Genomic DNA, 22,228 nt, shown 5'->3' on the forward strand with positions numbered 1-22,228 from the left:
GAACAACCGCACACGGGCGGATAATGGCGATAACCAAGCCATACACATAAATATAATTCTATGATACCGTGTATTTGACCTACGGAACGTGGGGTAAAGTCTATCGTCAGAAAGTAAGACTCGTTACTTCTCGGAGTAAAAGCATTTCTTTGGGTAGGAAGTCAACACTGTAATTTTAATTCAGTGTGGGTAGTTCACTCATTAATTCTCAAGAATGGTTAATGAAATTAAGTTAAAAAAGGAAAAATAATCCTAAATAAACAGCAGAGACAATTAATTGTACTCCCATCATGGGTAATCCGTATTTAAGGAAAGTTTTAAAAGAAATTTCTCTCCCGTGTTGTTCTGCAATACCTGCAGCTACAATATTAGATGATGCACCCAATAAAGTGCCGTTACCCCCCAAAGTTGCCCCAAACATCATGGCATAAAACAGAGGCAGTACTTCAGGAGGAAATTGTCCAGCAAAATCAGGATTTAGTACTTCTGATCCAGCTAAACCCACATTGACTAAATATTCTTTTAATAAAGGTACCATTGCTACCACCAGAGGAATATTCGGCACAACACTAGACAGTAAGCCCACCACAAATATTAAGACTATCGAACCGAAAAAAATATTTTTACCTAAAACTATCGCTAATAATCCTGATAAACTCGTTATTACCCCTGTTTTTTCTAATCCACCAATTAAAACAAAAATGGACATAAAAAAAATCAGTGTACTCCAATCTATATCTCTTAAAATATTATGAAGGGTATCAATCTTACTATGATGTGCCAATAATAACGCCAAAGCAGCCCCCATTAAAGCAACCGCCGCAGGAGAAACTGGTACGGGTAGAGAATCGCCAAAAATGAAGAATGACAGAACAAAAACCATGATTAAAGCCCCTAAAGCCAACATTCTCGGATGATTAACTTTAGAATGGGGTAAATCTTCTAAATGAGTAAACTTTGTATTCCAAATATCTCGAAATAATATTGGTGTGATAATTGCCACTGAAGCTACTGCAATCAAACCTCCTAAACTTAAACGTTGTAGATAGTCAAGGAAGCTCATATTAACCGCATCTCCTACAATAAAAGTAGCGGGATCTCCTACTAAAGTAATTAATCCTGCACTATTGGCCACAAAAACCATCAAAATCAATAAAGGAATGAAATTAACACCAATTTCTTCTGCAAGGGGAGGAATTAAGGGAGCTAATAGCATCACTGTAGTAGCATTAGGTAAGACTGCACAAATAGGAGTTGTAATAGCAATAATACCCAATAACAACATTTTACCGCTACCTTTAGCAATTAATACCATTTGAGTGGCTAGATATTCAAAAATTTTAGTAGGCTCAAATGCTCTGACTAATACCATTACGCCAAAAAATAAGACTAAAGTTGCATGACTTTTACTGATATATCCGATGGCTTCGGTAAGTGTCAGAGTATGAGTAAAAATAAGTATTAATGCACCTAATAAAGCGGCAATGGTTAAATGTATTTTGTCTGTTATAATTAGTCCTATAACAGTAACGAAGACTGAAGCTGCAATGATACTAGAAATATTTTCCATGATCTAAAATTCTCCTAAACAATAATCTTAAACTCAAAGGCTTGATTTTTTTTCTACGGTAATATTTGGTTACACAAAAATAATTTACTAATCAATAAAAATAAAATTATCAAGTTAGTAAATACTTCCAAATAAACCAAAATTTTTAAATTAAATCAAAAATATTTTAGTAATAATTCATGTGATAGTTAAACCCCAAATTCAAAAAGGATGATCAATGAAGAGTATGGTCAAAATAGGAATACCTAATGAATTCGAGTCATTAATAATGCTCATTCTTTAGTCTCCTCTCAATGCCGACGAGGTTAGCTGACGGGCTAGAACTGAGAGATGTTCTTCTCTACCATTATGGTAAAAATAAGCCCCGTTAATGGTTCCCCCGTTTTCAGGAATTACCTCCATGAAACTAGGCTGACTGACTCTGTGTAAATTTTTTCTATTATAACTTGGCTATTAATAATTTGCTGTATTCTTCAATACTAATGATTTTGAGCAGTATTTAATATTTGTGGGCATTGCCCACCCTACAAAATTATGATTGTAAAACTTCTAGTAATATTTCACCGATTTCTCTGCATCCCACAGGTTTACATCCTTCGGACATAATATCTCCCGTGCGATACCCTAAATCTAATACTTTTAATACTGCTGATTCAATTTTATTAGCGGCTACAGGCTCATTTAATCCATATCGTAACATCATCGCTGCACTTAACACTTGCGCTAAAGGATTAGCTTTATTTTGCCCCGCAATGTCAGGTGCTGAACCGTGTACAGGCTCAAATAAGCCTGGGCGATCGCTACCTAAACTAGCAGAAGGTAACATTCCAATACTACCTGTTAACATCGCTGCGGCATCGGAAAGAATATCACCGAATAAGTTACCCGTAACGATGGTATCAAATTGTTTGGGATTGCGTACTAATTGCATCGCTGCATTATCAACATACATATGGGTTAACTCTACGTCGGGATATTCTTCTGACATTTTTATTACACGATCTCGCCACAATTGAGATACATCTAATACATTGGCTTTATCTACAGAACATAACCGCTTTTGACGTTTTTGAGCGGTTTCAAAGGCAACTCTGGCAATACGATCAATTTCTGATTCGCTATAAACCATGGTGTTTACTCCTCGTTTTTCCCCTGTTTCCGTGGTAAAAATGCCCTTCGGTTGTCCGAAATAAATACCCCCTGTTAATTCTCGTACTACCATAATGTCAACTCCTTCGACGACTTCTTTTTTTAAGCTAGAAGCGTCAATTAATTGTGGTAAAATTGTGGCAGGACGTAAATTAGCAAATAACCCTAAAGCGGCACGAATGCCTAATAAGCCCGTTTCTGGCCGTTGCTCACGGGGTAAATTATCCCATTTATAACCCCCGATGGCTGCTAATAACACGGAATCACTCTGACGACATATTTCGACAGTTTCTGAAGGTAAAGGATTACCCGTTGCATCAATAGCTGCCCCCCCAATTAAAGCCTCTTGAAAATCAAATTCTAAATCACATTGTTGTGCAACTACTTTTAACACTTCAACAGTTACCGCCATAATTTCTGGCCCGATACCATCTCCTGAGAGTAAAGTAATAGAATATTTATTAGTCATTATTTATCTCTATTTTAAACAACATTTCATCATATCAGATTCGTTAATAGTTCATCGTTGATGGTGAATCTCAGGTTAAAATAATAATAGTTTTTCGTATTTTTTAATCAGGAAGTAAAATAATTTGGAGATTCAAAATTTTATTGAAATTGGTACTATTGTTGCACCTCAAGGATTACAAGGAGAATTAAAAATTACTACGGATTCTGATTTTCCTGAACGTTTTGAAATACCCGGTAATCGATGGTTACAAATTCAACCTCAGCAACAACCTCAACCCGTAGAGTTACTTAAAGGAAAACAAATTCCGGGTAAAAATGTTTTTATTATTAAACTAGCTGGTATTAATGATCGTAATCAAGCTGAAAGTCTGCGCGGTAGTAAGTTATTTGTGGAAAAAGGCGATCGCCCGTACTTAGATAAAGAAGAATACCACGTTGCCGATTTAGTTAACTTACAAGTTTATAACCAACAAACAGGAGAAAATATGGGTATTGTTACAAATATTTTTACTGCAGGTAACGATATTTTAGAAGTTACTTTACATCGCCAACCAGAATTACAACCTGATATTATTCCTGATTTAGATAAAATTAGTCGAGTTTCTAAAAAAAGAAAATTCAAGGTAAAAAAACAAAAACTGATTACTGTATTAATTCCTTTTGTCCGTGATATTGTACCAGTGGTTGACTTAAAAAAAGGGATAATGGAAATTAATCCACCAGAAGGATTATTCGATTTAGAATGATTTATTTATCTAAAATATAATCAAAAATACACTTTTGATACAGAATTTAATGTTCATCAATTTTTAAACTACGATTATGATTATGATTAAGTATTATTTTCCTTGATAGTTGTTAATATTACGAATAAAATACTTATTATAAATAATTATTGTTTTTCCTCAACACCTTCTATATGATAGATTCAACTATTCAATTATCGAAGTTATCTTCTTTATTAAATAATCTACCCGCTATTGTCTATCAGTGTCGAAATGATGAACAATGGACAATGGAATATCTTAGTGATAATTGTTGGAATTTAACAGGTTATGAGACTAATGATTTACTCTATAATCATAATTATTCTTATAGTAGTTTAATTTATCCTTCAGATCGACACTTGGTTTGGCAAGAAATTCAAGAGGCTATTGCTTCTCATACTATTTTCGAGGTTGAATATAGAATAGTTCATCGTTCAGGAGAAATCAAGTGGGTATGGGAAAAAGGAAAAGGTGTTTATTCCTCTAGGGGAGAGTTATTATTTTTACAAGGATTCATACTTGATATTACCAATAAAAGAAAAATAGAGCAGGAAAAATCTTTATTATTAGATATTACTCAGGTTATTACTTCCTCCGTAGATTTTGAAACTGCCTTACTATACACTTTACAAAAAATATGTCAGCTTACTGATTGGGATTTTGGCGAGGCTTGGTTGCCTGAGAAATGCGGAGAATTTTTTAGTTATTCTACGGCATGGTTTAACCCTGAAAAAAACTATCGAGATTCAGATACTTTATCCCTAGCTGAATTTAAACAACATAGTTTCGATTTTCACTTTCATTTAACTATCGGATTACCCGGAAAAGTTTGGCGAGAAAAAAAAGTTATTTGGTTAAAAGATGTCTCCCAAGAAAACTTATTTTTACGAAAAGATTTAGCCTTTCAATGTGGCTTAAAAACAGGTTTTGGTGTACCCATTTTGGCGGGGGAAGAAGCTGTAGCTGTCTTAGTCTTTTTCTGTCGTCAATGTTTTCCTACGGATAATAATTTACTCACTTTAGTAGAAACCGTTGTCTATCAATTAGGTACAGTTTTTAAACATAAACAAATGGAAATACAGCTAAATCAGAGTCAAAGAGAGTTAGCTACTATTGTTGAATCAACTTCTGGAGTTTTTTTTCGCATTAGTTATGATGATAATTGGGCAAAAGATTATATTAATGATAAATGTCTATCTTTAACGGGTTATTCTGCTTCTGAATTATTAATAAATGGGAAAATTAATTTAGCAAAAATTACTCATCCTTTAGATTTACAAAGAGTTTTAGAAGTTATCAAAAACAATATTAATCAAGGTAATAAATATACTGTTGAATATCGTATTTTTACTAAAGATAATCAAGAAAAATGGTTACGGGAAAAAGGAAAAGGAATATTTGATACCCAAGGTAATATTTTAGGTATCGAAGGATTAATAACAGATGTAAGTAAACGCAAAGAAATGGAAGAGGCTTTATGTCAAGCAGAAAATAAATACCGTAATTTTTTTGAAAATGCTATTGAAGGAATCTTTCAAACTTCTCCCGATGGTTATTATTTAACCGCTAATAAGGCTTTAGCTAGAATTTATGGTTATGATAATCCTTCACAATTAATTGAAAATCTTAATGATATTGAAAATTCTTTATATGTGGAAAAGAAAAGACGCAAAAAATTTATCAGTTTATTAGAAAAAAATGAGGTAATTACTAATTTTGAATCTCAAGTTTATCGCAAAGATAAAAGCATTATTTGGATTTCAGAAAATGCTCGTGAAGTAAGAAATATTCATGGGAATTTACTCTATTATGAAGGTACAGTAGAAGATATTACTAAGTATAAAGAAGCTCAAGAAAAATTAAGTTATCAAGCATTTTATGATAATTTAACTCAATTACCTAATCGTACTCTTTTTTTACAACATCTTAGCAATAGTCTTGATAAATTAAAAGAGTTTTCTGACTCTAATTATCAGTTTAGTGTTTTATTTATTGATTGTGATCGTTTTAAAGCTGTTAATGATAGTTTAGGCCATGGAGTGGGAGATTTACTATTAATTGGCATTGGAGAAAGATTACAAAATTGTTTGGAAGAAAAGCAATTAGTTGCTAGATTAGGCGGCGATGAATTTACGATTTTATGTGATGATATTTCCGAAATTAAGGAAATCATTAAATTAGCAGAAAAAATTAATTTAGCATTTCAATCACCTTTTTTAATTAACCAACATCAATTATTTTGTGGTGTTAGTATGGGTATTTTTTTTAGTAGTAGTATTAGTATTTTAGAATACAATAAATTAACTCCTGCACAAGTTTTACAATATGCTGATACTGCACTTTATAAAGCTAAATCTCAAAAAAGGGGATATTATCAAATATTTCAAGGAGAAATGCACAATGAAGCCTTAGCGGAATTGCAATTAGAAAATGAAATTAGACACGGTTTAATCGAAGAAGAATTTTTGCTTCATTATCAACCCATAATCACCATCGCCACTGGAAAAATTAAAGGATTTGAGAGTTTAATTCGTTGGAATCATCCCCAAAGAGGATTAGTCACCCCTAATGATTTTATCAATTTAGCTGAACAAACGGGCTTAATTATTCCTCTGGGTTTTTGGGTATTAAAACAAGCCTGTCAACAACTTAAAAAATGGCATGATAAAATACGTCAACTTCAACCTAATTCGCCACAATTACCCATTTTAAGTATTAATTTATCCTGTCAAGAATTTAATACCGAAAACTTTTTACCACAATTAGATAATATTATTGAAGAAACGGGAATAAATCCTGAATATATTAAATTAGAAATTACCGAAAGTTGTTGTATTTTTCAAGAAGAATTTAGTGTTGATATTTTACAAGGAATTCTTAACCGTAAATTACAATTATGGATTGATGATTTCGGCACAGGATATTCTAGTTTAAGCTATTTACATAAATTACCTATTAGTGGATTAAAATTAGATCGTTTTTTTGTCTCTAATATAGATAAAGATACCACTAAATCAAAGATTGTTAAAGCAATTTTATCTTTAGCGCAAGACTTAAATTTAGAAGTAATAGTCGAAGGCATTGAAACGGAAAATCAGTTAAAAACTTTACAAGATATAGGGTGTAAATTTGGACAAGGTTATTTATTTTCTCGTCCTTTATCTTCTGAAAATGCTTATAATCTTATTAAGAATTATAGTGGTATTTATAATTTTAACAATATTTGTAACTAAAAACTCTTTTTACTAATTCTAATTAATTTATAAGCTCCTTTTTCTGATACTAATTCATAGTTAGTTTTTTGTAAATCACTATCTTTTAAATAATTAGATTCTGCTAAAACTAAAATACTATTTACCTGTCTTGGGTTTTCTGCTAAATATTGTTTTATCTCTGAAGAATCATCTACAAAATTAACAGGGTGTTGACTATAATAAACAATACTATAACGAGTAAATCCGATTAAAAATATTTCTTCTTCTGGTTTAATTTCTTGTTTAATTTCCATAGATAACTCTCGGAAAGATAATTGTCTTTCTTTATCTAAAAGAGGGATTAAAGTAGGAAAACTAAAAGTAACAAAAGCAAAAAAGGCGAATAAATTTACACTCCATAACCAACGCCATAAACGTTTTTTAAATAACAGTAAAATTCCGATAAATCCACCTAATCCCCATGATATAGAAGCAATTATTGGGATTCGAGACTTTATTAAATTATCGGCTAAAGTCGGCGCAGAAGAATCTTCTCCAATTAAATTACCACTAATAGCTGATGCCATGGCTAAGACTATCAAAATAAGGATGTTGAAAATACCACTAATCAGAAAAAACTTTTGATGTTGATTATCAGATGATATTTTACTAAATTTGTCTCCCCAAAATAAGGCAATGATAATTACTACTGCAGGAATAACGGGAAGAATATAACCCGGAAGTTTTGTGGCTGCAGCGGAAAAAAAGACAAAGGTAGTAATAAACCAACATAAAGCAAATAAACCTAATTGAGATTCCCGTGAAGATTCTCTTACTTTTCTCCATCGCCAACAAGAAAGATTGGTAATGCTTAGAGGAAAATACACAGACCAAGGTAACATTAATACTGTACCCCAAATGAGATAATAATACCAAGGACCAGGGTGATTAAAAACTACATTAGTAAAACGCTTAAAGTTACTAACTGCTAAAAATTCATTAACAAATACTTCACCGTCAATAATAGTAGCTGCAATATACCAAGGCAATGCAACGGCAGAAAAAAGAAGAATCGTGCGAAAGGGGTTGATTTCCTTAAAAATTTCCCAAAATTTCCCTACATATAATAAAAAACTACCAATTCCTAATATCGGCAATAAAATTCCAATAGGCCCTTTGACTAATACAGCGATCGCTAGTAGAATGGGGAATATAGAATAGTATAACTGTTGAGTTTTTGGCTTTTGTGGTTGTGCGTAGCCAAGAAAAAACACCAACATCCCCAAGGCAATCATGGATGATAATAACATATCCGATACTGCTACTCTTCCCCAAGCAATCCAAGCTGGATTTAATGCCATCATACCGCCGCCAATCCATGCCGTTAACCATAACTGCCAAGAATTATTATCGGGTTTGTTGTGAATAAAACCAAAATAACGAAGAGTATAAAACACTAAAAATACTACAGCAATTGCACTTAAAGCAACGGGAAATCTTGCCGCCCATTCTGTAACACCAAAGATTTTAAAACTTAAGGCTAAAAACCAATAACCTCCAGCAGGATAAGAGTAAAAATAATTATCATTCCAATGAGGACTAATCCAATTATTACTTAAAATCATTTGCCGAGCAACTTCCACATATAATGCTTCAGTTTTATCTATTAAGCCAATATTGCCGAGATTCCACAAAAAAGCAACCCAGCAAATTATCCCTAAACCAACAATAGACGCAATCCATAATTGTTGTGGTTTTTGATGCCATAATTTCTCATTCAATTTCATTAATTTTTCTTCCTAATTGAATATCTTTATTTATTAAATTATCAAATATTTTTGACTAAATTTCGCTTCTATAATTTATACATAATTCCACAAAAAAAATAACTTAAATTATCAGTATTTTTGTTAATATTGTTGATAAATCAATAATAATTAATTATTTTCACTGCTTTTAAGTAAAGTAATAGAAAAAATAAACATAATATATCCGATAGAATAAGAAGCTAAAATATCACTTACCCAATGTACCCTTAAATAAGCACTACTTACACCCATTAAAATAATTAAAAAAGTCGCCAGAGAGTAAAAATAAACTTTAAACTTAGGAAAAGATTGAGAAAGAATATAAGCTAATAAAAAGTATAATAATAAATTACCAGAAGCATGACCACTAGGAAAACTTTTCCCAAAAGCATTTTCTACTAAACGATTAATCGGGCGAGGAATTGCAAATAAAGGCTTGAAAATTTTATCAATTAAAATTAAAATTGAAAGAGTCGATAAAGCCAAAACTTGTGCCTCATTCCAATATTTTTTCCACACTAAAAATCCTAGGGTAAAAATTACAATCCAAACGGCAACTTCTGCTTCTCCTATAAAGTAAGAAGTTTTTGCAATATAGATAAACCAATTCGGTAAAGTTGTATGAATTTTCGTCAATAAATTATCATCAAATGTCTTTAGTTTTCCCGTTACTACTAAACTACTTAAAATGATAAAAAAAGATAGTGCTAAAGTCGAAAAAAAAAGATTGATTCTATTGAGATGTTTAAAAAAATTTCTAGGTTTTAATAAATATTTAATTTTCATTGAAATTTAATTAACTGTGCTTTTGCCATAAAAGATATACCAACTCTAAATCACTTTTCAACCAATAACTAATAAATAGTTAGACTAAGATAATAACATAAAACTTATATTCATCAAATAGAATAAAAAAAGAAAATAATTTTCAATAAATATCGACAATTTAATTGGTTTTTATTTATATTATTAATCCCCAGAGAAAATATTAAATAAAAAAACTCCTATACTAAAAGCACCTAATGCTAAGATTAAGGTTAGAAAAAATATTTGCCATCCTTTATAATTAGATTTTTCTAAGTCTATACGCAATAAAATATTAGTTGAGGTGATTACTAATAAATCTGCAAAATAATCAAAAGAAGAAAAAATAAACACTAATAATACAGACCAAAATAGAATAGCAAAAAATGCTTTTAAGTCAGAGTTAATACTTTTTTCAAAAATAAAACTAATTAAAGCCAGAGGAGAACTTAAAATTAAAGAAATTATAATAGTTATTATTAAGATAAATAATTTAATGATTAATAGTAATATATTTTGTTGAATTAATAAATGAATAGCAATACTTTGTTTATTAACTATATTCACCCAATCGTCAACAATATTCGCTATAGACCACCCTAATATACTATAAGTACAGAAAAAAATACTTAAGGATATTAAAAAATTTTTATCTATCCAAGAAGATTGTTTTTCGACATCATTCCAAGATTTTTTTCTTGCCATAGCCATCAACTATTAATAACTAATAACATTCCATGACAACCATCAACTACCAACTATCAAAGATATTAAGACATAAACTGGACAATATAGTCAAAATATGGTGCGGTTTCGTCAGCTTCTTCTTTACTGAGTAAACCTAATGATGCTTCTTTTAGACAACGAATAGACTCTACCATTCCTGCAAGAGGTACTCCTAAAGAATTATACATCTCTTTAACCCCAATTAAACCAATTTTTTCGATAGGTTCTTTATCTCCAGCTAAAACACCATAAGTTGCCAAGCGCAAATACCAAGTAAAATCCCTTAAACATTGATTATACTGTTTTTGTCCTGCCGCATTACCTCCTTGCGCTCTAAAATCAGGGCGTTTTTTAAATAACTCCTGACTTGCTCTTTCCACAATTTTTTTTTCGTTTTCGGCTAAGGTTTCAGCAATTTTCAATCTTTGTAAACCACTATCTAAAAAAGATTTAATTCCTTGTAATTCGCCACTGCTAGGGTAGCGTAATTCATTATCTGCTTTGAGAATAACTTGACTAACTATGCTCATTTTATTAACCAGTTTTATCTATTTATTTATATGATTAGTTTAACCTAATTTGGATTCATTATTCCTAAAAAAAAATGTTACAAATTGTTGAAAAAAAACATAAATCTTAATATTTAGTTAGCCATAGAATAATTGAAATACATCTCTAGAAAAAAGTTTAAGTTTATCCTTAATCTCCTCATATGGTAAAGATTTTCCCTCTATCTGCCAATTATCAATGGTTGATAGTCGCCATACTTCCCCACCATGATTAAAACCTGCGGTTTCCATTCCAATTAAACGATATTCTTCATCTAATAAATGAAATCTTATTTGTATTAAAATACTTCTTGCTTGAATTTTATGACTCCATCCGGGGAAATGAAATCCAATATCAATGGAATCAGGATCAACTAAATTAATAGTATCAGGATCATTATGCCAAGGTTTTAAATCTCCTTTTGCATCAGGAAAATACTCTTTAAACAAATTGACAATAGAAGCTATTTTGCTAGTAATTTCTAAGCCTTTTGCCTTTTCAGATGCGTTCATAAATTAATCCCTTTTTCGCTATAATTTCCCCAGAATAAAGTTTCTTCCCAAATTTAACCGTTATTTTCGTGACTATTTGTTACAAAGTTGCTCATCTTATTCCAAAGGAATTTCTGATTTTGGTTTTTTCCCCACTAAAGGCGCTATGGCAGAATTTTCAAAAAACTTCGTTGTATCTGTTAGTAGTTTATCACCCCATAAATTTTCTTTTAAAAACTCTAAATCTCCGTAACTATTGTCAATTTTTAGCGCTTTTATTCCTAACTCGATTCCTTCTTGTTTTTTCCCTTGATGATATAATCCTACGGCGATCGCCAAAATTGGTTCAGCTTGATTTTCATCAATAGCTAAAGCCTTACGCCAAGTTTCAATAGCATTATTGATTTTACCTTGTTCATATTCAATTAAACCAGTATTATTCAAAGCAGGCCAGAATTCACCTTGTAACTTAAAAGCCTGTTGATAAGCGGCTATAGCTTCAGAATACTTAGTTAACTTAAAATAAGCATTTCCTAAATCAAAATAAGCCTGTGGCACTTCCCCATTAAGTTTTAAACCAGCCAGTAACTCCGTTACTGCCGAAGTATAATCTCCTGACTGAAAATAAGAATTTCCCAAAGAAAATAAAACCTCAGACTCTTGTGGTGCTAATCTTTTAGCCTCTTGTAAAGCCTTAATACCAGCAGGTATATCTTCAGCCTGAATATTTAAAGTACCTAAAATAAACCAAGGTTCATAATGATTAGGAGATAATTGTACCGCTAATTTTGCTCGTGATAAAGCCAAATCAAACTCTCGAAGACGAATTAATTGCACTGCGTCTTGTAATAATTGAGAACCATAAGAATCTAAATATTCCCCAGTTAACTCAGGAGTATAAGGCAACAAAGATTGTGCTTTAACCCCTGAAGAAAAAGTAAAAAAACTCAAAAAAACAAAGAAAGAAATTAAATAACGACTAAATAACACTATTTTTTAAACAAATAATTAAACACAATAACAATATTAGCAATATTTATAAAATTTAAACCAAGACTCAATAGACTTCTTGCAGAAGTGGAGTAATGAGTAATAAGTAATGAGTAACAGTTAAGAAATTAACGTTTTCCATCCTAAAATAGATTTTACTTTTTATTTTGCAAGAGGTCTATTTTTAATGACTGATTAAAAATTAACAATCAAATTAAGGTAACGTAGAAAAAGTCTAATTTATTGAACTACAGAAAACTCTATTATTCCTATAGATAAAAATAAATTCATGAATATCCCTAACACCTCAGAATTTAAAAATAACCCTGAAGAAAATATTATCAAAGGTTTTGACTTTAAAAATCCACCATCACAATCTCTAGTAGATCAATGTGTACATTGTGGATTCTGTTTGTCAACTTGCCCAAGTTATCGAATAATGGGCAAAGAAATGGATTCCCCTAGGGGAAGAATTTATTTAATGAATGCCATTAACAAAGGAGAAGCGAATTTAGATGATACCACAGCCCCACATTTTGATAGTTGTTTAGGGTGTTTAGCCTGTGTAAGTACCTGTCCATCTGGGGTTCAATACGATCAATTAATTGCAGCCGTACGCCCTCAAGTAGAAAGAAATCAACCCCGTAACCTATGGGAAAAATTCCTTCGTAGTATTATCTTTAATTTATTTCCCTATGCCCAAAGATTAAAGATTTTTTTACCATTATTATGGTTTTATCAAGTATCAGGATTACAAACCCTTATCAAAAAAATAGGATTCTTAAAATATTTTCCTCGCATTGCCTCCATGGAATCAATATTGCCTCCTATTAACCTTAAATCTCTTAACAAAAAATACCCTGATATTATCCCCTCCAAAGGTGAAAAAAAATATCGAGTCGGAGTAGTTTTAGGATGTGTACAAAGATTATTTTTTGATTCCGTAAATGAATCCACCGTGAGAGTTTTAACCGCTAACGGTTGTGAAGTAGTGATTCCCAAAACTCAAGGATGTTGTGCTGCTTTACCTGCTCATCAAGGGCAAGAAAATCAAGCCCAAAGTCTTGCTCGTCAAATGATTGATAGTTTTGCAGATACTGAAGTTGATTATATTATCATCAATGCCGCAGGATGTGGTCATACCCTCAAAGAATATCATCATATTTTAGCCGATGATCCACAATATTTAAGTAAAGCAAAAGATTTTGTTAGCAAAGTAAAGGATATTCATGAATTTTTAGCACAAATAGAGTTTACTGCTCAATTATCACCGATTACCACGGATCAAGTTAAAGTAGTTTATCAAGATGCTTGTCATCTCTTACATGGACAAAAAATTAGCTTACAACCTCGTCAATTATTACAAAAGATACCTAATTTAGAGTTAAAAGAACCTTTAGATAATGCCTTATGTTGCGGAAGTGCGGGAGTTTATAACCTTTTACAACCAGAGGTTGCCAATGAATTAGGGGAGCAAAAAGTTCGTAACTTATTAAATACAGGAGCAGAAATTATTGCCTCACCTAACCCTGGATGTTCATTACAAATAATGAAGCATTTACAATTACAAGAAAAGAATATTAAAGTTATTCACCCCATAGAATTATTAGATTATGCCATCAGAGGGCAAATGCTTAAATAATAATTTTTACTAAGATAAATGGAATGATTTTTTTAATAATCAATAATTTTTTATCTAAATTTTAATCAGAAAAACTATAATTTTTAATATTTAATAACTTTTAATCTACTATTATTTAAGGGTAAATAAGAGGATAATTTTCAGGAGAAATATAAACCTCGTCGCAATCTTTTTTGTAACGATATTCTTTTAACTCAAATTGATTATTTGTCCATTTATATCTAGCAAAACTACCACAGTCTCCCATTCCCCTAGACTTAGTGATTAAAATTAAAGTCTGATTAGTTAGCTCAAAATCCGTCATCCCATTTAAAGTATTAGTTTTAATTAACTTTAAATTATCAGTACTGTTATCAAAAGTATCAAAATTTATTACTTCTATTTTTCCTAAATTTTGATCAAAAAATAGATATTGATAATTACTTTGATAAGCACCTAAAAAACAAATAATTTCTATTAAATATTGTTGATTATTTAATGAATATATATTAGCAGAATCTTTTGATAATCCTTTATCTTGTTGTTGATTACATAAATTTAAACTTTTTTGTTGAGTATAAACTTTATTAATAATCTCTTGTTTATTTTTAGGCTCAATCTTGACTACATTATCAGACTTTTTCATCCCTTCTTGACAGCTTAAAATACTTACTATTAAGCTATAAATAATAAATTTAAGAATTTTAAAAGAGAAATTAGACAAATTATTTAGAAGAAAAATTTTTTAATAGTTTGCTCTACAGCAATGTTAACTTATATGATATTAGATAAGATCAAAATTCATCGAGGGAAAAAAATTGAGTCGTAACTATCTATTTACGTCCGAGTCCGTTACAGAGGGGCATCCGGACAAAATCTGTGATCAAATATCTGATACCATTTTAGATGCTTTATTAACTCAAGATCAATCTAGCCGAGTGGCTGCAGAAGTAGTAGTTAATACAGGTTTAGTTTTGATTACTGGTGAAGTTTCATCAAAAGCACAAGTTAACTATATTGATTTAGCTCGTAAAAAAATTGCTGATATTGGTTATACTGACGCAGGAAATGGATTTTCTGCTGATAGTTGCTCCGTTTTAATCGCTTTAGACGAACAATCCGCCGATATTGCTCAAGGAGTTGATCAAGCACAAGAACAAAGAGAAAATCTTAGTGATGATGAACTTGACAAAATTGGAGCTGGAGATCAAGGTATTATGTTCGGTTTTGCTTGTAACGAAACCCCTGAATTAATGCCTTTACCCATTAGTGTAGCTCATCGTACCGCTAGACGTTTAGCTTTAGTCAGAAAATCAGGAGAATTGCCCTATTTAGGACCTGACGGTAAAACTCAAGTTACCATTGCCTATGAAAATGATCAACCTGTAGGTATTGATACTATTTTAATCTCTACACAACATACCGCTACCATTGGTAATATTAGCGATAATAAAGCAATTCAAGCAATTCTCAGAGATGCCATTCAAGAAGTCGTAGTTAATCCTGTTTTTCATGATTTAGCCATTAAACCCACCGATAAAACTCGTTTCTTACTCAATCCTACGGGTAAATTCGTTATTGGTGGCCCTCAAGGAGATTCAGGATTAACAGGACGTAAAATCATTATTGATACCTATGGCGGTTATTCTCGTCACGGCGGTGGTGCTTTTTCAGGAAAAGATCCTACAAAAGTAGATCGTAGTGCTTCTTATGCTTGTCGTTATGTTGCTAAAAATATTGTTGCTGCAGGTTTAGCTACTAAATGCGAAGTACAAGTTAGTTATGCCATTGGTGTTGCTCAACCCGTCAGTATTTTTATTGAAACCTTTGGAACTTCCACTATTCCTGAAGAAAAATTATTACCCCTAATTAAAGCTCATTTTGACTTACGCCCTGCTGGAATTATCAAAATGTTCAATTTATGCTCATTACCTTCCCAAAGAAATGGGCGTTTTTATCAAGATGTCGCCGCTTATGGTCATTTTGGCAGAACAGATTTAGATTTACCTTGGGAAAAAACAGATAAAGCCCCTTTACTTAAAGATGCTCTTGGAATCAAATCCCTTGTTGCTTAAAAATTCTTAGGCAAGTATATCGTAGGGGCTTAACATATTAAGCCCTTATTGTGACTAACGAAGCTGAAATTAACAAAAATGAAAAAATCTTTAAAAAGATGTTTAAGGCTTTACAATTGGAACATCCTCCGCAGGAGTTGAAACTGTATTCACTTTAGTTGGTAAAGGAGCACGAGGAGAATAAAATTTAAAATGTTGGTACGCAGTACGAGAAATTTCTTGAATTAATGTTCTAGCAGAATAATCATTATGAGGACGTTTCACTAAAACTGCTCCAATATAACGTTTACCCGTAGTAACATCAATTATTCCTGCATCTCCTAATACTGTGCCAATATCCCCTGTTTTATGAGCAATTCTGGCATCTTTTTCTAATCCTTGAGGTAAAAGAGTTCTCGTGCGAGTTTGGGTCATAATTTCAAAAAAGCGATCGCGAGAACGAAGAGAAATTAATTCTCCTTGATTAACCTTAAGTAACACCATCCCTAAATCTTTTGGAGTTGTGGTATTTGTACCCTCTAAATCAGGTAAAGGATTTTTAATCACCGTTGAATTTAAACCCCATTCCTGAAAACGCTTATTCAAAACATCTTTTCCTCCAAGTCTTTCAATAATCATATTGGTAGCAGTATTATCGCTATTAATAATCATTTCCGTGACTGTATAGAGAGCAGTAAATTGAGTACCCACAGGTTGATATTGCATACTACCAGAACCACTGCCAATATTAGCTTTACTGGTAGTAAGTTTTTCATCAATATAAATCTTCCCAGCATCTACATCCTGAAGAAATGCTACTAACACAGGAATTTTAATAGTACTCGCCGCAGAATAAAGTGTATCTCCATTGAAGTTAACATAAGCACCATTATCTAAGTCAACAAAAAAAGCTCCCGGTTGTAACTCTGGATATTTAGCCTTTAGTTTCACTAATTTTTCTTTAAGAGAATTTAATTCTTGGGTAAAAGTTACAGATTCATCAGAGACATTTTTTACTTCTGATTTTTCAACTACTTTAACCTCCGCACTTTTTTCTTCTTTTTGTGACGGAGTCATTGTGCTGGTAATATCCGACACAAAAGGTATGTTAATTTTAGGAAATAAAGGTTTAGTTAAATCGGTATTAGCCAGAATACTTCCAAAAATAGTACCCATTCCCACTCCCACAATAGCTAATCGAAAAATATTGTTAAAAATAACATTTCCCAGATTCTCTGAAGAATTATTCCCCAAAACTTGTAGCTGTGTTTGTTCCTGTGCTAAGGTTTCATTATTATTAATTAAAGTAGAATTACTTTTTCTCACTACCCTACTACGAACAGAACTTGTGCCATTTCCCGATGGTTTTCTCCGAGCACCTTGTCTTTGATTGCTCTCTTTTCCAGAGGTTTTGCGATTGTAGTTATTTTCTCCGTGAGTTCGAGATAAAAATATAGCCAAAGTTCAGTTCTCCCCTCAAATTGTTAAATCTTAAATAAATGTAAAAATATTAACTTATTTATAGAACATAATCATTCATTTCGTGCAATTTTTTTGTCTCTATCACCTTTGATTATTATAAATCATTGGTTGACATAGAATAAGAATAATGGGCAAGGCAAAGGGCAACAAAGATTATTTACTCATCATTCTTCGTCTTTTTAATAGCCCATTGTATTTGTCTTAAAATACCCCTAACCATAGCAAGTTCATTCCTTTTTAAATTACTACGATTAACTATTCTGCGCAGCTTTTCCATTTTTACCGCCGCCGTATGAGGATATAAGTAATTGACATTCAATAATACCGACTCTAAATGTTGATAATATCCCTCTAACTCCTCAATATTTGCCATCCCCTCATAATCGGAATTTTCTGAAATATTAAGATCATTTAACCCCTGATAAAGTTCATAAGCACAAACTCCCACCCCTTGAGCTAAATTTAAAGAAGGATATTCAGGATTAGCAGGAATACACACAAAACGTTGAGCGTAACTCAATTCTTGATTACTTAAACCCCGATCTTCAGGACCAAAAATCAACCCTGAAGTTACATTTTTCTCTATTAACCACCCCAGCGCTTGTCTGGGAGTTTCTAACTTAGTGGGAATACCCCTAGCCCTAGCCGTCGTGGCGATCGCCCGTTGACAACCTTGTAAAGCCATCGGTAAAGAATCCACAATAACCGCTTTTTTTAAAACTTCAATGCCATGAACAGCCATAATTTGAGCATCTTCAGATAAATAGTCACAACGAGGATTAACCAAAACCAATTGACTTAAACCCATATTACGCATTACCCTCGCAATAGAACCAATATTTCGTTCTCCAGCCGGTTCAACTAAAATAATTTTTACTCCATCAATTAACGTCATTTTCCTTTTGCCTTTGATGATAAAATACAAACATTACTTTTTCTCATTACTAAATATGACAGAAACTATTACTCCCACTATCAGCGATCGCATCTGTAAACACATGAACGAAGATCACGGAGAAGCCATCGCCTTATATGCTCAATTCTATGGGAAAATTTCCCCCATTGAAAGTGCGAAAATGTTATCTATTGATAATGAAGGAATGTATTTGACCATAAAGAATAGAGAAGAAACACCCCTACGCATTGAATTTGACCATAAATTAGCAGACGCAAAAGACGCTCATCACACCTTAGTAGAAATGCTCAAAGAAGCCAAAAAAAATCAATAAATTATTATTTTCAAAAAAAAAAAAAAAAAAACCCAATTGTGAAAAATAGATGTTATAATCAAAGCTGATAAGATTAAGTATCGGTTTAAAGATTTGTTTAAGATATTCACGAGTTTTTCGAGTTTAAGATTGACAAGCTTCTCTCCGAATTGCGACTCTTGACCACAAAATTAAAATTTGGAGACAGACTATGTCAATCTATGTAGGCAATTTATCCTATGATGTTACGGAAGCACATTTAACCTCTGCGTTTGCAGATTTCGGAGCAGTAAAAAGAGTTTATCTCCCTACTGATCGTGAAACTGGACGTATGCGTGGTTTTGGTTTTGTAGAAATGAATACAGACGCTGAAGAAAACGCAGCAATTGAAGCGCTAGATGGTGCGGAATGGATGGGCCGTGACATGAAAGTAAATAAAGCTAAACCCCGTGAAGAAAATAACTCTCGCGGCGGTGGCGGCGGTGGAAGACGTAATAGTTTTTCTCGCAACTACTAAAACATATTTAGGTTTAACTAAAGTTTTTACTTCTAGTTTTTAACTCTAAATAAAACTAACCTCTATTCTTTTTTTGGATAGAGGTTATTTTTTTTGACATGATTAATGTACAATCAGTAATGTTCTATTTCATCTAAATTAGCGTGAAAATTTCTGTTTATCATACTCCTGAATCTACTCCTGATAATTGTATTCCTGAATGTGCCGTTGTTATTGATGTGCTAAGAGCAACTACGACAATTGTTACAGCATTAAATAATGGAGCAAAATCAGTCAAAGCCTTTAGTGATATAGATTTGTTATTAGCAGAAAGTGATTTATTATCTTCAGAATCTCGATTAAGACTAGGGGAAAGAGGCGGCAAAAAAGTTGAAAGTTGTGATTTAGGAAATTCCCCTTTAGATTGTTCTTCAGATATAGTTAAAGATAAACAATTATTTATTAGTACTACCAATGGTACTCGTTCATTACAAAGAGTTGAATCAGCAAAAACAGTAATTGCTGGAGCGATTATTAATTATGGAGCTGTGGTTAATTATTTAAAAGAACATAAACCAGCTACATTGTGGCTACTAGGTTCGGGATGGGAAGGCGGTTACTCTTTAGAAGATACCGTTTGCGCTGGTGCTATTGCCTCTGAATTGGTTGATTTTAATGATACTGATAATATTGGTAATGATGAAGTCGTTTCGGCTATCGCTTTATATCGTCAATGGAAAGATAATTTATTAGATTTATTCAGTTTATCAAGTCATGGACAAAGATTATTAAAGTTAAATTTAGATGATGATTTAAAATATTGTGCTCAAAAAAATATTGTTTCTTCTGTGCCAATGCAAACAGAAAAAGGTGTTTTAACTATTTAATTTTAACTACAAAAAATGTTTATTTGCTCTTACTAAAGTTCTTCAATTTTCTCTTATTGTGAGAATTTTGAAAGAGATTTCTATTCAGGATCAAGTAAGGTGATAAATTTCTTAAACTCAGATCTTACATCCTATTTTCATTAACTGTAATAGATTAAAAGGATTAAAACTGACTCAAACTAGACTAAAATTAATTTTTTTACTTTTGTTTATTAAGTCTTTTTGATCTGATGTAAGATTTCAGTTATAATAAAATTTTGATATTTGATAACTATTTTATTCAAAACTTAAAATCTATCATTTTAAATGGGAAAAAGCCAAAAGGTTTAATTTTTTAATGCTTAATAATTTCCTCAAGAAAGACTTATTTTTTTATTACCAGTAGCTTTTTTTGAAGTTACCTACAAACGATGTTTATGTTCGATGATAAAATTTTTTCTTTTTTTACCTTGACTTTTTCTAATTAATTTGCGACAATAGTATGTATATACTAATAGAAATCTGACTATTAATACTTAAAATTCAAAATATTCCTATCATATAAATAATAACATTTTTGTCAAGAAAATACAAGTGTTTAGAGGCAAAAAAACATTTTTTTTAATTAAAGCATTTAGGAATTGTGGACTTTAAAATTAATCAAAATAACTAATAATTTTTGTTGCTTTTGTATTTTATAAAGTAAATATATAATTAATTTTGGCTATTTACTTATTTGTCATATTAAAATAACATATTACGAAACTTCACTTAATAAATTTTGAGCGGCAGCTAACATATCGGGGACTAAATCCTGTAAATCTTGTCTATTATTAAGATATGTTGATAATGCAGAAAGAGGATCTAAACTTTTACCAATACCCAATTCGGGTAATCTCGCACGAGTTAATTGACTGATAATTTCTGCTTTAATGGTGTAAGTATGACTTATAGATAAAACTTCATTAATGACATTCATTTTAACTAATTCTATTTGTTCTGATCGAAGACGATAAATTAACCGCACTACGGCATCTTCTATGTTATATTTGGCGATCGCCTCAAGAAGATCTGTTTCGGGATGAACACTATGACTAAGATCAACTTCAATGGTAATAAAAGAACGAGCGGGTAAAACACAAAATTCCCAATGAACTTGTTTATGGTTAAGATGAATTAAAACGTAACCTTTTTCCTCTTTTTCTTCCGAGAAATCTACACGCTCAATACTACCGGGATAAACTACGGGAGGATTATTTTTAGGATTGAGATTTTGATGTTTATGAACATGACCCAAAGAAACATAATCAAATTCAGAGCGAATTAACATAGATAAAGGAATTTGAAAACCCTTACCAACAGCTAAAAATCTTTCTGCACCCAAACTTGCTCTTTCGGCCATGACGTGAGCGAGTAAAATAGTGGGAATATCAGGATTTAAACGCCTAATTTCATCTTCTAAACAAGGCTCGATTTTTTGAATTAATAATTGGTTAATCTGTTCCATAGATAACCCTTCAGTTTCAGGGCGAGTTAGTAATACAGAACGAGTCAACCAAGGTAAAGTAATAACTTGAATTAGTCCTGATTTTGTTTTAATTAAATGGGTTTCAAGATGTTCTCCGACAATGAAATTAGGTACAGCTAAAGTACGATAAATAGATAAACTTGCGCCTCCACTTCCTTGGGTATGTTGATCATGATTCCCGATTAATAATACCGTGGGAATATTCCCCTGTGCTAAACGACGAAATTGATTAGCAAAGGCGGATTGAATATAAGGAGCAGGAGTACTATCAGGAAAAGCATCACCACCAAATAGTACTAAATCCACATCCTCATCAATAGCTCTATCAATACAAATACTTAGGCTATGGATAAAGTCTTCTAACCTAGTATTTTGTTGTGTTTCGGGGTTTATTTTACCGTGACGAAAACTGCTACCTAAGTGTATATCACTTAAATTTAATATTTTCACTATT

At 31.9% G+C, this 22,228-nt stretch carries 19 protein-coding genes and 1 riboswitch; of the genes, 7 read left to right on the top strand and 12 right to left on the bottom strand.

The genetic code is table 11. From position 1 onward, the window contains the following. Positions 1-232: 232 nt before the first annotated feature. Both ACEW8E_RS03775 and leuB read right to left on the bottom strand, forming a co-directional pair. On the bottom strand, positions 233-1,570 hold the full coding sequence (locus ACEW8E_RS03775; protein WP_373479006.1) for an ArsB/NhaD family transporter: 1,338 nt from the start codon (positions 1,568-1,570) through the stop codon (positions 233-235). 279 nt (positions 1,571-1,849) lie between these two features. After that, a riboswitch (cyclic di-AMP (ydaO/yuaA leader) is annotated at positions 1,850-1,993 on the bottom strand. 109 nt (positions 1,994-2,102) lie between these two features. Next, positions 2,103-3,188: a 3-isopropylmalate dehydrogenase gene (gene leuB / locus ACEW8E_RS03780; protein ID WP_373479007.1), complete on the bottom strand. Its 1,086-nt coding sequence runs from the start codon at positions 3,186-3,188 to the stop codon at positions 2,103-2,105. A 124-nt stretch (positions 3,189-3,312) separates the two neighbouring features. Here leuB and rimM point away from each other — a divergent pair, with 124 nt between their 5' ends. Together rimM and ACEW8E_RS03790 are read left to right on the top strand one after the other, a co-directional pair. Next, on the top strand, positions 3,313-3,936 hold the full coding sequence (rimM, locus tag ACEW8E_RS03785; RefSeq protein WP_373479008.1) for a ribosome maturation factor RimM: 624 nt from the start codon (positions 3,313-3,315) through the stop codon (positions 3,934-3,936). A 173-nt stretch (positions 3,937-4,109) separates the two neighbouring features. Beyond that, positions 4,110-7,190: an EAL domain-containing protein gene (locus ACEW8E_RS03790; protein WP_373479009.1), complete on the top strand. Its 3,081-nt coding sequence runs from the start codon at positions 4,110-4,112 to the stop codon at positions 7,188-7,190. Here the strand turns inward: ACEW8E_RS03790 and ACEW8E_RS03795 are convergent. The 6 genes from ACEW8E_RS03795 to ACEW8E_RS03820 form a co-directional block, all read right to left on the bottom strand. Then, complete coding sequence (locus ACEW8E_RS03795; protein ID WP_373479010.1) at positions 7,187-8,938, bottom strand: ArnT family glycosyltransferase; 1,752 nt, start codon at positions 8,936-8,938, stop codon at positions 7,187-7,189. The genes ACEW8E_RS03790 and ACEW8E_RS03795 overlap by 4 nt on opposite strands. Before the next feature lie 150 nt (positions 8,939-9,088). Continuing rightward, positions 9,089-9,745, bottom strand: coding sequence for a phosphatase PAP2 family protein (locus ACEW8E_RS03800; protein ID WP_373479011.1), 657 nt, complete (start codon positions 9,743-9,745; stop codon positions 9,089-9,091). A 183-nt stretch (positions 9,746-9,928) separates the two neighbouring features. Next, a complete protein-coding gene (locus tag ACEW8E_RS03805) occupies positions 9,929-10,468 on the bottom strand; it encodes a hypothetical protein (RefSeq protein WP_373479012.1) in 540 nt (179 codons plus the stop codon). A gap of 65 nt (positions 10,469-10,533) precedes the next feature. Further along, complete coding sequence (locus tag ACEW8E_RS03810) at positions 10,534-11,019, bottom strand: allophycocyanin (protein ID WP_373479013.1); 486 nt, start codon at positions 11,017-11,019, stop codon at positions 10,534-10,536. 117 nt (positions 11,020-11,136) lie between these two features. Next, positions 11,137-11,550 (bottom strand): hypothetical protein, encoded by a 414-nt coding sequence (locus ACEW8E_RS03815; RefSeq protein WP_373479014.1) that lies wholly within the window; start codon positions 11,548-11,550, stop codon positions 11,137-11,139. A gap of 96 nt (positions 11,551-11,646) precedes the next feature. Continuing rightward, a complete protein-coding gene (locus ACEW8E_RS03820; RefSeq protein ID WP_373479015.1) occupies positions 11,647-12,519 on the bottom strand; it encodes a tetratricopeptide repeat protein in 873 nt (290 codons plus the stop codon). A 289-nt stretch (positions 12,520-12,808) separates the two neighbouring features. Between ACEW8E_RS03820 and ACEW8E_RS03825 the strand changes: the two genes are divergently transcribed. Then, positions 12,809-14,161 (top strand): (Fe-S)-binding protein, encoded by a 1,353-nt coding sequence (locus ACEW8E_RS03825; protein WP_373479016.1) that lies wholly within the window; start codon positions 12,809-12,811, stop codon positions 14,159-14,161. A gap of 115 nt (positions 14,162-14,276) precedes the next feature. On the opposite strand, the gene ACEW8E_RS03830 is transcribed toward ACEW8E_RS03825, so the two are convergent. Beyond that, the gene (locus tag ACEW8E_RS03830) at positions 14,277-14,786 is read right to left on the bottom strand and encodes a DUF1176 domain-containing protein (protein ID WP_373479017.1); all 510 of its coding nucleotides are present in this window, start codon (positions 14,784-14,786) and stop codon (positions 14,277-14,279) included. A 172-nt stretch (positions 14,787-14,958) separates the two neighbouring features. On the opposite strand from ACEW8E_RS03830, the gene metK reads away from it, so the two are divergent. After that, entirely contained in the window at positions 14,959-16,215 is a 1,257-nt protein-coding gene (gene metK / locus ACEW8E_RS03835) for a methionine adenosyltransferase (protein WP_373479018.1), read from the top strand. Between the two features lie 102 nt (positions 16,216-16,317). Here metK and ACEW8E_RS03840 read toward each other — a convergent pair whose 3' ends face one another. Together ACEW8E_RS03840 and ACEW8E_RS03845 are read right to left on the bottom strand one after the other, a co-directional pair. Then, the gene (locus ACEW8E_RS03840; protein ID WP_373479032.1) at positions 16,318-17,370 is read right to left on the bottom strand and encodes a serine hydrolase; all 1,053 of its coding nucleotides are present in this window, start codon (positions 17,368-17,370) and stop codon (positions 16,318-16,320) included. 463 nt (positions 17,371-17,833) lie between these two features. Beyond that, positions 17,834-18,571: an RNA methyltransferase gene (locus tag ACEW8E_RS03845; protein ID WP_373479019.1), complete on the bottom strand. Its 738-nt coding sequence runs from the start codon at positions 18,569-18,571 to the stop codon at positions 17,834-17,836. 55 nt (positions 18,572-18,626) lie between these two features. Between ACEW8E_RS03845 and ACEW8E_RS03850 the strand changes: the two genes are divergently transcribed. From ACEW8E_RS03850 to ACEW8E_RS03860, 3 genes are all read left to right on the top strand, one after another. Further along, positions 18,627-18,905, top strand: coding sequence for a DUF2470 domain-containing protein (locus ACEW8E_RS03850; protein WP_373479020.1), 279 nt, complete (start codon positions 18,627-18,629; stop codon positions 18,903-18,905). A gap of 190 nt (positions 18,906-19,095) precedes the next feature. Beyond that, positions 19,096-19,401 (top strand): RNA-binding protein, encoded by a 306-nt coding sequence (locus ACEW8E_RS03855; protein WP_066348734.1) that lies wholly within the window; start codon positions 19,096-19,098, stop codon positions 19,399-19,401. Positions 19,402-19,544: 143 nt separating this feature from the next. After that, a complete protein-coding gene (locus tag ACEW8E_RS03860; protein ID WP_373479021.1) occupies positions 19,545-20,267 on the top strand; it encodes a 2-phosphosulfolactate phosphatase family protein in 723 nt (240 codons plus the stop codon). 736 nt (positions 20,268-21,003) lie between these two features. On the opposite strand, the gene sbcD is transcribed toward ACEW8E_RS03860, so the two are convergent. After that, positions 21,004-22,227, bottom strand: coding sequence for an exonuclease subunit SbcD (sbcD, locus tag ACEW8E_RS03865; RefSeq protein ID WP_373479033.1), 1,224 nt, complete (start codon positions 22,225-22,227; stop codon positions 21,004-21,006). Between the last annotated feature and the right edge of the window lies 1 nt (position 22,228).

This window comes from Geminocystis sp. (genome assembly GCF_041753295.1).
GTDB lineage: Bacteria > Cyanobacteriota > Cyanobacteriia > Cyanobacteriales > Cyanobacteriaceae > Geminocystis.

Excerpts from the sequence above, each read along its gene's own strand:
- ACEW8E_RS03830 (WP_373479017.1), bottom strand. The coding sequence starts at position 14,786 with ATGAAAAAGTCTGATAATGTAGTCAAGATTGAGCCTAAAAATAAACAA.
- ACEW8E_RS03795 (WP_373479010.1), bottom strand. The coding sequence starts at position 8,938 with ATGAAATTGAATGAGAAATTATGGCATCAAAAACCACAACAATTATGG.
- ACEW8E_RS03815 (WP_373479014.1), bottom strand. The coding sequence starts at position 11,550 with ATGAACGCATCTGAAAAGGCAAAAGGCTTAGAAATTACTAGCAAAATA.
- ACEW8E_RS03810 (WP_373479013.1), bottom strand. The coding sequence starts at position 11,019 with ATGAGCATAGTTAGTCAAGTTATTCTCAAAGCAGATAATGAATTACGC.
- ACEW8E_RS03775 (WP_373479006.1), bottom strand. The coding sequence starts at position 1,570 with ATGGAAAATATTTCTAGTATCATTGCAGCTTCAGTCTTCGTTACTGTT.
- ACEW8E_RS03825 (WP_373479016.1), top strand. The coding sequence starts at position 12,809 with ATGAATATCCCTAACACCTCAGAATTTAAAAATAACCCTGAAGAAAAT.
- ACEW8E_RS03845 (WP_373479019.1), bottom strand. The coding sequence starts at position 18,571 with ATGACGTTAATTGATGGAGTAAAAATTATTTTAGTTGAACCGGCTGGA.
- ACEW8E_RS03805 (WP_373479012.1), bottom strand. The coding sequence starts at position 10,468 with ATGGCAAGAAAAAAATCTTGGAATGATGTCGAAAAACAATCTTCTTGG.
- leuB (WP_373479007.1), bottom strand. The coding sequence starts at position 3,188 with ATGACTAATAAATATTCTATTACTTTACTCTCAGGAGATGGTATCGGG.
- ACEW8E_RS03800 (WP_373479011.1), bottom strand. The coding sequence starts at position 9,745 with ATGAAAATTAAATATTTATTAAAACCTAGAAATTTTTTTAAACATCTC.
- ACEW8E_RS03840 (WP_373479032.1), bottom strand. The coding sequence starts at position 17,370 with ATGGGTACTATTTTTGGAAGTATTCTGGCTAATACCGATTTAACTAAA.
- ACEW8E_RS03790 (WP_373479009.1), top strand. The coding sequence starts at position 4,110 with ATGATAGATTCAACTATTCAATTATCGAAGTTATCTTCTTTATTAAAT.
- ACEW8E_RS03850 (WP_373479020.1), top strand. The coding sequence starts at position 18,627 with ATGACAGAAACTATTACTCCCACTATCAGCGATCGCATCTGTAAACAC.
- ACEW8E_RS03855 (WP_066348734.1), top strand. The coding sequence starts at position 19,096 with ATGTCAATCTATGTAGGCAATTTATCCTATGATGTTACGGAAGCACAT.